The 16,074-nt window shown below is 61.5% G+C and carries 12 protein-coding genes; 9 read left to right on the top strand and 3 right to left on the bottom strand.

Annotation, left to right across the window (positions count from 1 at the left end):
* Positions 1-3 precede the first annotated feature (3 nt).
* The 8 genes from nuoN to PYR71_RS21085 all read left to right on the top strand — a co-directional run bounded on the left by nuoN (position 4) and on the right by PYR71_RS21085 (position 8,676).
* Entirely contained in the window at positions 4-1,449 is a 1,446-nt protein-coding gene (nuoN, locus tag PYR71_RS21120; protein ID WP_183914827.1) for an NADH-quinone oxidoreductase subunit NuoN, read from the top strand.
* A complete protein-coding gene (locus PYR71_RS21115) occupies positions 1,449-2,213 on the top strand; it encodes a biotin--[acetyl-CoA-carboxylase] ligase (RefSeq protein ID WP_183914825.1) in 765 nt (254 codons plus the stop codon). The genes nuoN and PYR71_RS21115 overlap by 1 nt, the downstream gene beginning before the upstream one ends.
* A gap of 17 nt (positions 2,214-2,230) precedes the next feature.
* Positions 2,231-3,901 (top strand): ribonuclease J, encoded by a 1,671-nt coding sequence (locus PYR71_RS21110; protein ID WP_275620715.1) that lies wholly within the window; start codon positions 2,231-2,233, stop codon positions 3,899-3,901.
* A gap of 2 nt (positions 3,902-3,903) precedes the next feature.
* Positions 3,904-4,308, top strand: a complete 405-nt coding sequence (mce, locus tag PYR71_RS21105) for a methylmalonyl-CoA epimerase (RefSeq protein ID WP_275620714.1) — start codon at positions 3,904-3,906, stop codon at positions 4,306-4,308.
* A 161-nt stretch (positions 4,309-4,469) separates the two neighbouring features.
* Positions 4,470-4,745 carry a DUF1467 family protein gene (locus PYR71_RS21100; RefSeq protein ID WP_183914819.1) on the top strand — a complete coding sequence of 92 codons (276 nt, stop codon included), beginning with the start codon at positions 4,470-4,472 and terminating at the stop codon, positions 4,743-4,745.
* A 590-nt stretch (positions 4,746-5,335) separates the two neighbouring features.
* Positions 5,336-6,658 carry a proline--tRNA ligase gene (gene proS / locus PYR71_RS21095; RefSeq protein WP_275620713.1) on the top strand — a complete coding sequence of 441 codons (1,323 nt, stop codon included), beginning with the start codon at positions 5,336-5,338 and terminating at the stop codon, positions 6,656-6,658.
* 15 nt (positions 6,659-6,673) lie between these two features.
* Entirely contained in the window at positions 6,674-7,978 is a 1,305-nt protein-coding gene (locus PYR71_RS21090; RefSeq protein WP_097581583.1) for a lipoprotein-releasing ABC transporter permease subunit, read from the top strand.
* A gap of 14 nt (positions 7,979-7,992) precedes the next feature.
* Entirely contained in the window at positions 7,993-8,676 is a 684-nt protein-coding gene (locus PYR71_RS21085; protein WP_097581582.1) for an ABC transporter ATP-binding protein, read from the top strand.
* Positions 8,677-8,769: 93 nt separating this feature from the next.
* On the opposite strand, the gene PYR71_RS21080 is transcribed toward PYR71_RS21085, so the two are convergent.
* Positions 8,770-9,234, bottom strand: coding sequence for a DUF5680 domain-containing protein (locus tag PYR71_RS21080; protein ID WP_275620712.1), 465 nt, complete (start codon positions 9,232-9,234; stop codon positions 8,770-8,772).
* Between the two features lie 476 nt (positions 9,235-9,710).
* Between PYR71_RS21080 and dnaE the strand changes: the two genes are divergently transcribed.
* Positions 9,711-13,208 (top strand): DNA polymerase III subunit alpha, encoded by a 3,498-nt coding sequence (gene dnaE / locus PYR71_RS21075; RefSeq protein ID WP_275620711.1) that lies wholly within the window; start codon positions 9,711-9,713, stop codon positions 13,206-13,208.
* A 108-nt stretch (positions 13,209-13,316) separates the two neighbouring features.
* Here the strand turns inward: dnaE and PYR71_RS21070 are convergent, their stop codons facing one another.
* Together PYR71_RS21070 and PYR71_RS21065 are read right to left on the bottom strand one after the other, a co-directional pair.
* Positions 13,317-14,573, bottom strand: a complete 1,257-nt coding sequence (locus PYR71_RS21070) for a L,D-transpeptidase family protein (RefSeq protein WP_275620710.1) — start codon at positions 14,571-14,573, stop codon at positions 13,317-13,319.
* 195 nt (positions 14,574-14,768) lie between these two features.
* Positions 14,769-16,061, bottom strand: coding sequence for a DNA polymerase IV (locus PYR71_RS21065; RefSeq protein ID WP_275620726.1), 1,293 nt, complete (start codon positions 16,059-16,061; stop codon positions 14,769-14,771).
* Positions 16,062-16,074 lie beyond the last annotated feature (13 nt).

Raw genomic sequence — 16,074 nt, 5'->3', positions numbered from 1 at the left:
GACATGACCGCTGAAACAATCCTCCTCAGTCTGCATCTTTCCGCGCCGGAACTGATCCTAGCGGTCGGCGCCCTGTTCCTGTTGATGGTCGGCGTCTTCTCAGGCGAACGGTCGGGCCTCGTCGTCACCGGCCTCGCCATCGTGCTGCTGCTGGCTTCCGGCGTCTGGCTGCTCTTCGTGCCGGCCGAAGGCCTTGCCTATGGCGGCGTCTACATGGCCGACGGCTTCTCCCGCTTCATGAAACTGGTGGCGCTCATCGGCTCGCTGGTCGCCCTGTTCATGACGATGGGCCACGCTAGGGAAAATCAGCTCGACAAGTTTGAGTTCCCGGTTCTGCTGGTGCTCGCGACCCTCGGCATCCTGCTGATGATCTCGGCCAACGACCTGATTTCGCTCTATCTGGCGCTGGAGCTGCAGTCGCTGGCGCTCTATGTCGTCGCCGCGATCAACCGCGACAGCCTGAAGTCGACGGAAGCCGGCCTGAAATATTTCGTCCTCGGCGCGCTTTCCTCCGGCATGCTGCTCTACGGCATGTCGCTGGTCTATGGCTTCACCGGCCACACCCACTTCTCCGAGATCGCCCAGGCCCTGTCCGTGGAGGGCGCGCGGTCGCTCGGCCTAGTCTTTGGCCTGGTCTTCATCCTCGCCGGCATCGCCTTCAAGATCTCGGCCGTTCCCTTCCATATGTGGACGCCGGATGTTTATGAGGGCGCGCCGACGCCGGTCACCGCCTTCCTGGCCGCGGCCCCGAAGGTTGCCGCGATGGCGATGATGACCCGCATCGTCATCACCGCCTTCCAGCCGGTTCTGGCGGACTGGCAGCAGGTCGTCGTGTTCATCTCGATCGCTTCGATGCTGCTCGGCTCGTTTGCGGCGATCGGCCAGAAGAACATCAAGCGGCTGATGGCCTATTCCTCGATCGGCCATATGGGCTATGCGCTGGTCGGCCTTGCCGCCGGCAACCAGACCGGCGTTTCCGGCGTCATGCTTTACATGGTCATCTACATGGTCATGACCCTCGGCAGCTTTGCAATCATCATGTCGATGCGCCGCAAGGACGGCACCGTCGTCGAAGACGTCAATGATCTCGCCGGCCTTTCCGCGACCAACCCGTTCATGGCCGTGGTGCTGACAGCGCTGATGTTCTCGCTCGCCGGCATTCCGCCGCTCGCCGGTTTCTTCGCCAAGTACTTCGTCTTCGTTGCGGCGATCGAAGCCAAGCTTTATGCGCTTGCCATCATCGGCGTTCTCGCCTCGGTCGTCGGCGCCTATTATTATTTGCGCGTCATCAAGCTGATGTGGTTCGATGAGGCGACCGGCGAATTCGCCCGGGTCTCCGGCGCCCTGCGTCTGGTCTTCGGTCTTTCCGGTCTCTTCGTCACCGCCTATGTGCTCATCGGCGGGCCGATCGGCGGTGCGGCAGAGCTTGCCGCCGCGACACTCTTCTAATGGTTTCCGACAGACGGCGCCGGATATCGCTCGGCGATTTCAGGCACGAGGCGCTGTCGGAAACATCGTCCACCAATAGCGAATGCCTCGCCCGGGCGCGGGCGGGCGATCCCGGAAATCTCTGGGTGACGGCCGAGAGGCAGACCGGCGGCCGCGGCCGCCGCGGCCGCCTCTGGGTGTCCGAACGCGGCAATCTTTACGCTTCCCTTCTATTGATCGACCCGGCGCCGATGGAGCGCCTCGGCTCGCTGCCGCTGGCGGTTGCCGTCGCCGTGCACCAGGCGATCCGCCAGGTGCTGCCGCCGGGCGCCGAACCGCTCGAGGTCAAATGGCCGAACGATATCCTCATCGGCCGGAAAAAGACCTGCGGCATCCTCGTCGAGGGCGAGCAGTTGCCGGACGGCCGCTACGCGCTGATCGTCGGCATCGGCATCAATGTCTCGGTCATGCCTGATAATCCGCTCTATCCCGTCACCTGTCTGCGTCAGCATGCAAGCGCGGCTTCGCCGGAGGAGCTCTTCGCCCATCTCTTCGCGGCGATGGCGGATGTGCTCGATCAATGGGACCAGGGTTGCGGCATTGCCGAGATCACGGCGCGCTGGCGCACCATCGCCTGTGGCATCGGCGAAAAGATCACGGTGAATTTACCGGACCGATCGATTTCCGGCCAATTCGCCGGAATTGATGATAATGGCTTGTTGATGCTCGATACCGGCGCTGGCAGGATTATGCCCATTGCCGCCGGTGATGTGTTTTTTGGATAGCGGAAAAAACGAAAATTATGGCGAAACAGGACGAGTTGGTATTCCTGCCTCTGGGCGGCGTTGGCGAGATCGGCATGAATCTCGCTCTCTATGGCTACGGCCCGCCCGAGCATCGCCAGTGGATCATGGTCGATTGCGGCGTCACCTTTCCCGGCCCGGATCTGCCGGGCGTCGACCTGGTCCTGCCCGACATCCGCTTCCTCGCCAGCGAACGCAAAAACCTCAAGGCGATCATCATCACCCATGCCCATGAAGATCATTATGGCGCGCTCGCCGATCTCTGGCCCGGGCTCAACGTGCCGGTCTATGCCTCGGGCTTTACCGCGGGTCTGCTCGAAGCCAAACGCAATTTCGAGAAGGCGAGGATCGGCGAGGTGCCGGTGACGCCGTTCAAGGCGGGCGACACGATCAATGTCGGCCCGTTCAGCATCGAAGGTGTGGCCGTCAATCACTCGATCCCCGAGCCGATGTCGCTGATGATCCGCACGCCCGCCGGCAATGTCATCCACACCGGCGACTGGAAGATCGACCACGAGCCCTCGCTCGGGCCGCTGACCGATGAGACGCGCTTTCGCCAGTTGGGCGACGAGGGCGTGCTGGCGCTGATGTGCGATTCCACCAATGCTTTGCGTGACGGTGTTTCGCCGTCCGAGAAGGATGTGTCCGAAAGCCTGCGCAAGATCATCGAGGATGCCGAAGGCCGGGTGGCGATCACCACCTTCTCATCGAATGTCGGGCGCATTCGCACCGTTGCCGAAGCTGCCGAGGCGGCGGGCCGCGAAGTGCTGTTGCTCGGCAGCTCGCTGAAGCGGGTCGTCGACGTCGCCCAGGATATCGGCCTGATGGAAGGCGTGAAGCCCTTCATCTCCGAGGAAGAATACGGCTACACCCCCCGCGACAAGGTCGTCGTCATCCTGACCGGCAGCCAGGGCGAGGCGCGGGCAGCGCTTGCCAAGCTTTCCCGCGACGAAATGCGCAATGTGGCCTTTGCGGCAGGCGATATCGTCGTCTTTTCCTCTCGCGCCATTCCCGGTAACGAGAAGGCGATCCAGGACATCAAGAACGGCCTCGTCGAGCAGGGCGTGCACATCATCACCGATACTGAAGCCCTGGTCCACGTGTCCGGCCATCCGCGCCGCAACGAGCTGCAGCGGATGTACGAGTGGACTCGGCCGAAGGTCGTTGTGCCGGTGCATGGCGAGGCGACGCATCTGACGGCGCACAAGGAGCTTGCCGAGCAATCCGGCATCGCGATCGTCCCGCGGGTGCGCAACGGCGATATCTTGCGGCTGGCGCCAGGTCCGGTCGAGGTGATCGGCGAAGCGCCGCACGGCCGCATCTACAAGGACGGCATGCTGATCGGCGATTTCGACGAGATGGGGATCGGCGAGCGCAAGAAGCTCTCCTATGTCGGCCATGTCGCGGTCAGCGTCGTGCTCGACGCCCGTTATGATATTGTCGGCGATCCCGATCTCGTCTCGATCGGCTTGCCGGTCTATGACGACGAGGGCGATGAGATGGAGGACACGCTCTTCGACGCGGCGATCAGCGCCATCGAAAGCATTCCGCGCGCCCGCCGCAAGGATATCGACATGCTGCAAGAGGCCGTGCGCCGCGCCATCCGCGCCGCTGCGAACCAGAGCTGGGGCAAGAAACCCGTCGTTACCGCCTTCGTCACCAAGGTTTGATCATGCTCGGCCGGGTGAACCATATTGCCATCGCCGTCCCCGACCTGAAGGCGGCGGCGGCTGCGTATCGCGACACGCTGGGCGCTGCCGTGTCGCAGCCGCAGGCGCTGCCGGAACACGGCGTCACCGTCGTCTTCGTCGAATTGCCGAACACCAAGGTCGAATTGCTTGAGCCGCTGGGGGAAGTCTCACCGGTTGCAGCCTTCCTCGACAAGAACCCGTCCGGCGGTATGCACCACATCTGTTATGAAGTGGACGATATCATCCTCGCCCGCGACCGGCTGGTCGAGGCGGGGGCGCGGGTGCTGGGCGACGGCCAGCCGAAGACCGGCGCGCACGGCAAGCCGGTGCTCTTTCTGCACCCCAAGGATTTCTTCGGCACGCTGATCGAGCTTGAACAGGCCTGAACCGAATTCATGTGAAGCGCTTGCGCTGCGGCAGAGTGACCCGAAGCGGCAAAATGTTTCGTTCGCTTTGAATTGACCGCCATTCCGCCCTATAAAGGCGCGCAATTGAAAGTGAGAGGACGCCTTCGCCACATGGCGGCGCGACATCACCGGGAACCATAATGCTTCAGATCTTCCTTCAGGGATTTGCCGTCTACTTCATCGTATGGTGGATGACGCTTTTCGCCGTCCTGCCGATCGGCCTGCGCACCCAGGCAGAAGACGATGATATCGTGCTCGGCACCGTTCCCAGCGCGCCCACCCGCTTTCGCGCCGGCTTCGTCTTTTCGCTGACGACGCTGATCTCGGCTCTGATCTACGGCCTCTGGTATGTCTGCGACACCTATTTCGGCTGGGGCTTCGACGCCCTTCCACAACTAGGGCCTAGCTTCTATTGAAGTAGCTTTTGCTCAAAGTTTGAGCAGATGTAAAATTCACAAAAAATCGATTTCGTCATATCGGCGACATGCTGTTGCGGCAAAGAGCTCGCCTAACGGAATGAGGGCGCATTTCCTTACGGAAGGCGATCTCGTTTCTGGTTGGGATGGGAGGCAAAAGCCAAAAAAAAACAAGGCTGAAAGCCTTGTTTTAAGTATCGCGTGATCTGTAACCGTTGCCGGGGCTGCGACGAGCGCGCCTAAGATCTGATCCTCCCAAGACTTGACCGCGAATTCGGCAAGAATTTAGCTTCCTGCCTGTTTTGTGAGCTAAAGCTAGCTCAAACATTGGGCTTTGTCATTAGCTTTTTTTGCATTTTTGCTACACTCTAGCAAAATATTTCTGTTGACAAGATTTTCGTTCAAGTCCTTATAAACACGCGCTTTTTCACACCCTTTCATTTTGCCGGCGTGAACATGCGTATCCGGGAGGCGGCCGACGGCAGTTGCGGGTTTCCTTCCCGCCGCGAAGCGGCTATGAACGCTCCCACATTACCAATGCACCGTCGATTCCGTTTCTCCGCGGGATCTCAACTGCTCCGGAATCCGCCATGCGTCTGTCCCGCTATTTCATGCCCATCCTTAAGGAAAACCCCAAGGAGGCGGAAATCGTCTCCCACCGGTTGATGCTGCGCGCCGGCATGATCCGCCAGCAGTCGCAGGGCATCTATTCCTGGCTGCCGCTCGGCAAGCGCGTGCTCGACAAGGTTAACGCCATTATTCGCGAGGAGCAGAACCGTGCCGGCGCCATCGAGCTTTCGATGCCGACCCTGCAGTCGGCCGAACTCTGGCAGGAAAGCGGCCGTTACGACGCCTACGGCAAGGAGATGCTGCGCATCAAGGACCGTCAGGATCGGCCGATGCTCTACGGTCCGACCAACGAGGAGATGGTGACGGATATCTTCCGTTCTTCCGTCAAATCCTACAAGGACCTGCCGCTCAATCTCTATCACATCCAGCTGAAGTTCCGCGACGAGATCCGTCCGCGCTTCGGCACCATGCGCTCGCGCGAGTTCATGATGAAGGATGCCTATTCCTTCGATCTGACGCGCGAGGGGGCGGAGCATTCCTATAACAAGATGTTCGCCGCCTATCTCAGAACCTTCGATCGGCTCGGCCTGCGCGCCATTCCGATGCGTGCCGACACCGGCCCGATCGGCGGCAATCTCAGCCATGAATTCATCATCCTCGCCGATACCGGTGAATCCGAGGTCTTCTGCCACAAGGACTTCGTCGGCTTCGATATTCCTGGTGAGAGCACCGATTTCGACAGCGTCGAGGGTTTGAAGGCGATCTTCAACAAGTGGACCTCGCTCTATGCGGCGACCTCGGAAATGCACGACGAGACGGCTTTCAACGCCGTTCCGGAAGGCGAGCGTCTTTCGGCGCGCGGCATCGAGGTCGGTCACATCTTCTATTTCGGCACGAAATATTCCGAACCGATGGGCGCGAAAGTGCAGGGGCCTGATGGCAAGGAACACTTCGTTCACATGGGTTCCTACGGTATCGGCCCGACACGCCTTGTTCCCGCCATCATCGAAGCATCGCATGACGACAACGGAATCATCTGGCCGGCTTCGGTCGCGCCCTTCGATATCGTGGTGATCAACATGAAGGCGGGCGATCAGGCCTGCGACGATACTTGCGAGCTGATCTATGCCGCGCTCACCAAGGCCGGCAAGGATGTGCTCTACGACGACACCGACGACCGGGCCGGCACGAAATTCGCAACCGCCGACCTGATCGGCGTGCCCGTCCAGATCATCGCCGGCCCGCGCGCGGTCGCGAACGGCGAGGTCGAAGTGAAGGACCGCAAGACCGGCGCCCGCGAAACGATGACCATCGAAGCGGCGATCAACAGGTTCGTGGCTTAAGGAAACGGAGGCGAAATGGCAGAGGCAGCAGTGGACCGGAGTTCAACATCCGGCTTGGGTCCGGCTGGCAAGCCATTTTCCACCTTCGAACGCCTCGTGGCCTGGCGCTATCTGCGCGCCCGACGCAAGGAAGCGTTTATCTCGGTCATCGCCGGCTTCTCCTTCGTCGGCATCATGCTCGGCGTCGCGACGCTGATCATCGTCATGGCCGTCATGAACGGCTTCCGCACCGAGCTCGTCTCGCGCATCCTCGGCATCAACGGCCACATGATCGTCCAGCCGGTCGATGGCCCCTTCACCGATTATCCCGACCTTGCTAGCAGGCTTGCCGCCGTGCCCGGCGTCAAGATGGCGCTGCCTTTGGTGGAAGGTCAGGTGCTGGCTTCCGCCCAGGCCGGCGGAAGCACCGGCGCCCTGGTGCGCGGCGCCCGCGCCGAAGACCTGACCAAGCTCAAGACGATCTCCGACAACATCAAATCCGGCGACATGGTGGGCTATGCTTCCGGCGAGGGCGTGCTGATCGGCACCCGCATGGCCGACCAACTGGGTCTGCGCGTCGGCGACCTCATCACGCTGACCTCGCCGGAAGGTGACGTCACGCCGATGGGCGTCAACCCGCGCGTCAAATCCTACAAGATCTCCGGGCTGTTCGAGATCGGCATGTCGGAATATGATTCCTCGATCATCTTCATGCCGCTCGAGGAAGCGCAGCTCTATTTCAATGCGGCGGGGCTGGTGCAGTCGATCGAGCTCTTCGTCGATCATCCCGACGATATCGACGCTCTGCGGCCGAAGGTGGAAGAGGCGGCCGGCCGCCAGATCAACCTTACCGACTGGCGCCAGCGCAACCAGACCTTCTTCTCGGCGCTGCAGGTCGAGCGCAACGTCATGTTCATGATCCTGACGCTGATCGTGCTTGTCGCGGCGCTGAACATTATCTCCGGCCTCATCATGCTGGTGAAGGACAAGGGCAGCGATATCGCCATTCTGCGCACGATGGGCGCCAGCGCCGGCGCCATCATGCGCATCTTCTTCATGACCGGGGCGGCGATCGGTATCGTCGGAACCATCGCCGGCGTGCTGCTCGGCGTCCTCGTCTGCGTCAACATCGAATCCATTCGCCAGTTCTTCTCCTGGATATCAGGCACCGTGATCTTCAACCCGCAGGTCTATTTCCTCAGCCAGCTGCCGGCCGAGATGGATCTCAGCGAAACGATTTCGGTCGTGGTCATGGCGCTCAGCCTCTCCTTCATCGCCACCATCTTCCCGGCATGGCGCGCCTCCAGGCTTGATCCGGTGCAGGCCCTGCGCTACGAATAAGGAATGCCGCATTCATGAATCGCAACGTCGTCCTCAAGCTTACCGGCGTCGAGCGCCATTACGGGCAGGGCGATACGCTGCTCTCGATCCTGAAGGGAGCGGATTTCTCGCTGTCGAAAGGCGAGATCGTCGCCCTTGTTGCGCCCTCCGGCACGGGCAAGTCGACGCTGCTGCATGTCGCCGGTCTGCTCGAGCATCCCGACGGCGGCGAAGTCACCATCAACGGACATGCCTGCGACGGGCTGAGCGACGAGAAGCGCACGGCGATCCGGCGCCGCGAGATCGGCTTCGTCTATCAGTTCCATCACCTGCTGCCGGAATTTTCCGCGCTCGAAAACATCATGATGCCGCAGCTGATCGCCGGCCTGTCCTGGAAGGAAGCCGGAGAGCGGGCCGGCCAGCTACTCGACTATATGCGCATTGGCCATCGCGGCTCGCACCGCCCGGCCGAACTATCGGGTGGCGAGCAGCAGCGCGTTGCGATCGCCCGCGCCGTCGCCAATGCACCGACCCTGCTTCTCGCCGACGAGCCGACCGGTAATCTCGACCCGGAAACAGCAAGCTACGTCTTCGACGCGCTGGAGGCCCTGGTGCGCCAGTCCGGCCTCGCCGCCCTTATCGCCACGCACAACCACGAACTCGCCCGCCGCATGGATCGGCGCGTGACGATCTCCGACGGCAAGGTCGTCGATTTCTGATCGATGTCGCCCGGACGTGCGCAGCGGTTCCGGGATAAATACGAAGAGATGACGCGTCTGGCGGCAGATTCGAATCGACCGCCTCCGGCTCCGTCATGGGATGATCAGCCCGCCGCGATAGTCGAGCGCGTAAGCCTTCCGTCCGTCGACCATGATGCATTCATGACCGCTGAATCGTTCACAGCCGCCTTCGCTGCGATCGACATATCGGCCGAACGGATGGTCGAATTCCATTCCGCCGAGAAAGCGGCCCTGCCGGTACAGGGCAGACAGCGCCGCCTTGATCACTGTTCCCGCTGCGCTGGCATCGATGAGATCGGGAGCAATGACCCAGCCGAAATAATTCATCGCCCAGATCGGCTCGTCGGCAAACCACACCACCTCCTGTCCGGCGAAGTCGGTGCCGCCGAAGTAGCTGTCGAGATAGCGCCAGTCGCCGCGCTCGTAGCCGATATCGTGAGACCCCGGACGGCAGGGCGGGCGCGGCACGCCGCCGCCGACATAGCTGGCAGCTTTGGCTTCGACGACGAATTCGTTCAGCATCGCAGTCTCGGGCATAGGGTACTCCTCCTGACTCGTCAGTTGGGATATAGCAGGATGCGCAGAACATAAATAGAACAAATGCGCGGGAGCTTTTGTCATCGGCGGGGTGTGTCCACGTCCTTTGCGGCACGGCGGGCTTGCGAGGCCGCGGCTCGGCATCTCAAGCTCGTCGCCGAATCGTTGCGTCGCCGGGCGTTTTTCAAACGCAAGCAAGAAGGAAAAGATTCCTATTGACATCGGAACATAGATCGAACAAATTGAAAACATAACGAGTAAAGGAGAGCCAAATGACTGACATGATCCGTGATATCGCAGCATTCACCTCCATCGCAATGTTCGTTGCCAGCTTCTCGCTCATCGTCATCGCGATCTAAAGTTTTCAGGGGACTGCATGGTCAGCATGCGGTTCGAACGCGGGACTTCTTCTGGACATCATCGCCCTCCATACCCGACAATGCATCTGATTCATTCGGTGATTGGGAAGGCATGTCATGGCGGATACGGTAAAGGCTTCGAGGGGTGAGGCGATCGGCGACACGCCAGGCTTCATTCACCTGAGAGTCCATTCCGCCTATTCGCTTCTCGAAGGCGCGCTGCCGCTGAAGAAGATTCTCTACAAGGCGGCCGCAGACAATCAGCCGGCTATCGCGATTACCGACACCAACAATCTGTTCGTCGCCCTCGAATTCTCGCAGAAGGCAATGGACGACGGTCTGCAGCCGATCATCGGCTGCCAAGTCTCGATCGACATGGAAGACGGGCTGGAGACCGAAAAACGCGGCGGCCAGCAGGCATTGGTCAAGCTGCCGTCGATCGTTCTTCTCGCAGCGACGGAGGCCGGTTACGAAAGGCTGGTCGACCTCATCAGCCGCGCCTATCTCGGCGGTGAAGGCAATCAGGCCGTCCATGTCCGAACCTCCTGGCTGGAGGAGGCGGGCACGGAAGGGCTTATCGCCTTGACCGGCGCCCTGACAGGGCCGGTCGACGGGGCGATCAGGGATGGCCATCCCGCTCAGGCCGAAGCGCGGCTGCTCATGCTGAAGCGTCTCTTCGGCGACCGGCTCTATGTCGAACTGCAGCGTCATGGCACCTACGACAAGCGGCATGAGCAGAAGATCGTCGGGCTCGCTTATGCCCACGACCTGCCGCTGGTCGCCACTAACGAAGCCTTTTTTCCCACGCGCGACGATTACGACGCCCATGATGCGCTGATGGCGGTTGCTCATAATGCCATCGTCTCCGACGACAGCCGCTTTCGTCTGACGCCGGATCACTACCTGAAGAGCCGCGCCGAGATGGCCAAGCTCTTTGCCGACCTGCCGGAAGCGCTGGAGAACACGATCGAGATCGCCAAGCGCTGCTCCTTCGTATTGAAGACGCGCAAACCGATCCTGCCGCGCTTCACGGGTGCGACCGACGACCCCGAGGAAGCCGAACGCGCCGAGGCGGGTGAATTGCGCCGCCAGGCGGTCGAAGGGCTGGACATGCGGCTTTCGACCCTCGGCATGTCGCCGGGTTACGAGGAAAAGGATTATCGCGAGCGACTGGAATTCGAGCTCAGCGTCATCGAACGCATGCGCTTTCCCGGCTACTTCCTGATCGTTGCCGATTTCATCAAATGGGCCAAGCAGCATGACATTCCGGTTGGTCCCGGCCGCGGTTCGGGCGCCGGTTCGCTGGTCGCCTACGCACTGACGATCACCGACGTCGATCCCTTGCGGTTTTCGCTGCTGTTCGAACGCTTCCTCAATCCGGAACGCGTCTCGATGCCGGACTTCGACATCGACTTCTGCCAGGACCGCCGCGAAGAGGTGATCCGATACGTCCAGGCCAAGTACGGCCGCGAACAGGTGGCCCAGATCATCACCTTCGGTTCGCTGCAGGCGCGCGCAGCACTGCGCGACGTCGGCCGTGTGCTGGAGATGCCCTACGGCCAGGTCGACAAGATCTGCAAACTCGTGCCGAACAATCCGGCCAATCCGACGCCGCTCTCCAAGGCGATCGAGGAGGAGCCGAAGCTGCAGGAGGAGGCCGCCAAGGAGCCGGTGGTTGCGCGCCTGCTCGATATCGCTCAGAAGATCGAGGGGCTTTACCGCCATGCCTCGACCCATGCCGCCGGTATCGTCATCGGCGACCGGCCGCTGTCCAAGCTGGTGCCGATGTATCGCGATCCGCGCTCCGACATGCCGGTCACCCAGTTCAACATGAAATGGGTGGAGCAGGCGGGCCTGGTCAAATTCGACTTCCTCGGCCTGAAGACGCTGACCGTCCTGAAGGTCGCCGTCGATTTCGTCGCCAAGCGCGGCATCAGTGTCGACCTTGCGGCCATTCCTCTGGACGACAAGAAGACCTACGAGATGCTGTCACGCGGCGAGACGGTCGGCGTGTTCCAGGTGGAAAGTGCCGGCATGCGCAAGGCGCTGATCGGCATGAGGCCGGACTGCATCGAGGACATCATCGCGCTGGTGGCGCTCTATCGTCCGGGCCCGATGGAGAACATCCCGACCTACAACGCTCGCAAGCACGGTGACGAAGAGCTGGAATCGATCCATCCGATGATCGACCACCTGCTCAAGGAAACCCAAGGGGTCATCGTCTATCAGGAACAGGTAATGCAGATCGCCCAGGTCCTGTCCGGTTATTCGCTCGGAGAGGCCGATCTTTTGCGCCGCGCCATGGGTAAGAAGATCAAGGCCGAGATGGACCAGCAACGCGAACGCTTCGTCGATGGCGCCGTCAAGAACGGCGTCTCGAAGCCGCAAGCCGACAATATTTTCGAACTGCTGGCGAAGTTCGCCAATTACGGCTTCAACAAGTCGCATGCCGCCGCCTACGCCATCGTCTCCTACCAGACGGCCTATATGAAGGCGCATTATCCGGTCGAATTCCTTGCCGCCTCGATGACGCTCGACATGTCCAACACCGAAAAGGTCAACGACTTCCGCCAAGACGCCAAGCGCCTCGGCATCGAGGTGATCGCCCCGTCTGTGCAGACCTCCTTCCGCCAGTTCGAAACCGGCGACAACCGCATCTATTATGCGCTCGCCGCTCTCAAGGGCGTCGGCGAATCCGCCGTCGACCATATCGTCGAGGTGCGCGGCGACAAGCCCTTTGCCGGCATCGAGGATTTCTGCCTGCGCATCGATCCGCGCCAGGTCAACCGCCGCGTGCTGGAAAGCCTGATCTTTGCCGGTGCCTTCGATTGTTTCGGTATGGATCGCGCCCAGCTTTCGGCCGGGCTAGATCGTATCCTTGGTTACGCCCAGCGCGCCCAAGAGAACAAGTTGAGCGGTCAGTCGGATATTTTCGGCAGCACCCTGACCTCGGGGCCCGAGAAGATTGCCCTGCCGCCGTTTTCTCCCTGGCTTGCCTCGGAGCGGCTGCTCAAGGAATTCCAGGTGCTGGGTTTCTATCTGACCGCCCACCCGCTCGATTCCTACAGCAATATCCTGCAGAAGATGCGGGTGCAGACCTTTGCCGAATTTTCCGCAGCGATCAAACAGGGCGCATCCAATGCGCGACTTGCCGGCACCGTCATCTCCAAGCAGGAGCGCAAGACCCGCACCGGCAACAAGATGGGCATCATCGTTTTTTCGGATTCGTCGGGCCAGTTCGAGGCCGTGCTGTTTTCGGAAATGCTGAACCAATACCGCGACATGTTGGAGTCCGGAAAATCCTTCCTGCTGACCGCGACCGGCGAGGAGCGGCCAGAGGGCATCGGTCTGCGCATCCAGACGATCCAGTCGCTGGAGGAAAAGTCGCTGCAGATGCAGAAGGCGCTGCGGGTCTATGTCCGCGATTCCGGGCCGCTGAAAATGGTTGCCGGCCACCTGAACGCCAAGGGCGACGGCCTGGTTTCCTTCATCGTCATCAAGGAAGAGGGCAAGCGTGAGGTCGAAGTGGCGCTGCCGGAGAAATACCGCATCACCCCGGAGATCGCCGCCGCTCTTCGCGCTGCCCCCGGCGTCGTCGACGTCGAGCTTGTGTGATAGCGACGCGATCGCCCCGGGGGGCGAGGTAGATCGCCAGCGGCGAAGTGGATCGCCGGGGTAATGAACCTCACCCGGGGTGATTCACATCACCCAAGGTGATGGCCGTCAGCCGCGGGTGATGGTAATGAAATTCGTGCCTTCGCCGGTCTCCCGGCCGAGGCCGGTATCGGAGATCGTCAGCGTCGAGCCAGGCGCGATCAGCGCGTCGATCTTGCGGCGGGTCTCGTCGGGGATGGAAATCCGGCTCAGTGAACGGGCAATCGGCTTGCCGGTCACGATCGAGCTTTCCTGATTGCTGATCCCGAGCCGCTTCATCGTCTCGCGGGAGAGATTGTTTTCGAGCGTGATGCCGAGCCAGTCCGCCGTGCCGGTCTTTTCATCGACCGCCTGCAGGGTGAAGAAATGCGTGCCGAGCGCCAGCCCCGGATCGGCGATCGCCACCGGCGCCTCGAAGACCGGATTGAACGCCTTTCGAACCATGATGACGCCGTTCGGTGGCTCGCCCTTGCCAGCCGCGGCATAGACGGCTTTTAGCAGCCTGTCGGAGATCAGGCTCTTGTCGCCGGCAAATTCCGCCGGACGCAGCGTCTTGAAGGCCGTGACCGCCTGCACTGTCGCCGGGCCGAGCAAGCCGTCCGGATCGCCGGCGGAAAAACCGAGCTGATTGAGAAGGGTCTGAATGTCGATCACCGTCTCGCGCAGCGTCCGGCGCGTGATGAGCATGCTGATCGGCTCGGTTGGCGACTCGGTCTCATGCGTCGCATGCGGCTGCACCATCGGCATCGGCATGGCGGTGGTATCGTTCATCGCCACCTGCACCGGCTTTTGCGGGCTGTCGGGCATGGATGGCCGCAATTCGACATCCGAAAGCAGCGGCATCGCCGCCGGCGCATCGGGATGGAAAAGGGTCGGATGGTCGATCGGCTGCGGCGCCAGCTCGCCGTCGCTGATGATGACGGGAATGCCGGGCTCGGTCATCCCATAGAGCATTTTCGCAAAGGCGCCGGGCATGCGCACGCAGCCGTGCGAGGCCGGATAACGCGGGACGGAATTCGATTCATGCAGGGCGATGCCAGACCAGGTCAGCCTTTGCATGAAGGGCATCGGGGCGGCCGAATAGAGATTGGATTCGTGGTATTTCCGCTTTTCGAGCACCGAGAAAATGCCGCTCGGCGTCGTGTGCCCGTCCTTGCCGGTCGAGACCTTCGAGGTCGCGACGACCTCGGTGCCGTCATAGACCGCGAGCGACTGCTTGTTCTTCGAAACGAAGATCTGCAGCGTGCGCACATCCGCGGCAAAAGCAGGGTGCACGAGTGCGGTGGCCGACAACAAGCCGAGGCCGAAGACGAAACGCGAGACCATGATTACCCAACCATACGCAATACTGGTCCGGCACATTATGGGACGAAGTTTAAGGAAGATTTTATGAGCTGAGCCGGTTGCCCGCCTCACGTGTTAGAGCATGTCTCGCAAAAGTGTGCGCGGTTTTGCGATAAAGACATGCGAGAAAATAAAGACCTAAAGCGTGCAAGCGAATCTGAAAGATCGCGACACGCTTTAGTGATCGCGCTTGCTGCTGCCGAAGGTGTAGCCAGTCTCGACCGTGTTCTTGCCGAACTTTTCGCGCAGCTTGTCCATCGCCGCTTCGGCCGCCGCCCGCCGGCCCGACTGCCGGTCGATGAGATCGGGCGGATCGGCCCGGGCAGCATCGCCGAGGTCGGTGACACCGATGCCGATCAGCCGGAATTTCGTGCCGTCCATTTCCTTTTCGAGCAGCTCGAGCCCGATCCGAAAGATCCTGTCGGCCAGCTGGGTCGGGTCCTCGAGCTTACGGTTGCGGGTGCGCGTCTTGAAGTCGGCGCTCTTCAGCTTCAGCACGACGGTGTGGCCGGCGATGTCGCCTTTCTTCAGGCGCCAGGAGACCTTTTCGGAAAGATTGCGCAGAATCGGCACCAGATCGTCGTAGCGCGAGATGTCGTCGAAGAAGGTCGTCTCGGCCGACACGCTCTTGGCGGCATCGTTGAGATGCACCTCGCGGTCGTCGATGCCGCGCGACAGGCGGGCGAGCCGCTGGCCGATGCTGCCGTAGCGGCGCATCAGGTCGTTCTCCTCCATCTGCTGCAACTGGCTGATGGTGCGGATGCCATCCGCTTCCAGCGTCGCGGCAAGGGCCTTGCCGACACCCCAGATCGTGGTGACCGGCCGCGGCGCCAGGAATTCGACCGCTTCCTCGCGGCCGATGACGGAAAAGCCGCGTGGCTTCTGCAGGTCGGAAGCGACCTTGGCGAGGAATTTGCAGTAGGAAAGTCCGACCGAAACGGTAATGCCAATCTCCGTTTCGACGCGCCGGGCGAATTTGGCGAGCGTGCGTGCCGGCGGGTCGTGATGCAGCCGCTCGGTGCCGCCAAGCTCCAGAAAGGCCTCGTCGATCGACAGCGGCTGCACCAGAGGCGTCAAATCCTGCATCAGCGCCCGCACCTGGCGCCCGACCCGAACATATTTCTCCATGTCAGGACGAATGACGACGGCCTGAGGGCATGCCTCCAGCGCCTTGAACATCGGCATCGCCGAGCGCACGCCGTGGATGCGGGCGATGTAGCAGGCGGTGGAGACGACGCCGCGTTTGCCGCCGCCGATGATCACGGGCTTGTCGGCAAGCTCAGGATTGTCGCGCTTCTCGACAGCCGCGTAGAAGGCGTCGCAATCGATATGCGCCAGCGTCAGTGCATGGAGCTCGCGATGGCGCACCAGACGAGGACTGCCGCAGGATGTGCAACGGCGCGCCTCGCCCTTCTGCTCGGCAAGGCAGTCGCGACAGAAGCCGGGTGTCTTGTCAGGCGCGGGCGTCATGGTGAGAACAAAG

It is taken from the genome of Rhizobium mulingense (genome assembly GCF_029194105.1).
GTDB lineage: Bacteria > Pseudomonadota > Alphaproteobacteria > Rhizobiales > Rhizobiaceae > Rhizobium > Rhizobium mulingense.
The sequence above is the reverse complement of the archived record's forward strand: the minus strand, read 5'-3'. Positions and strand labels throughout refer to the sequence as shown.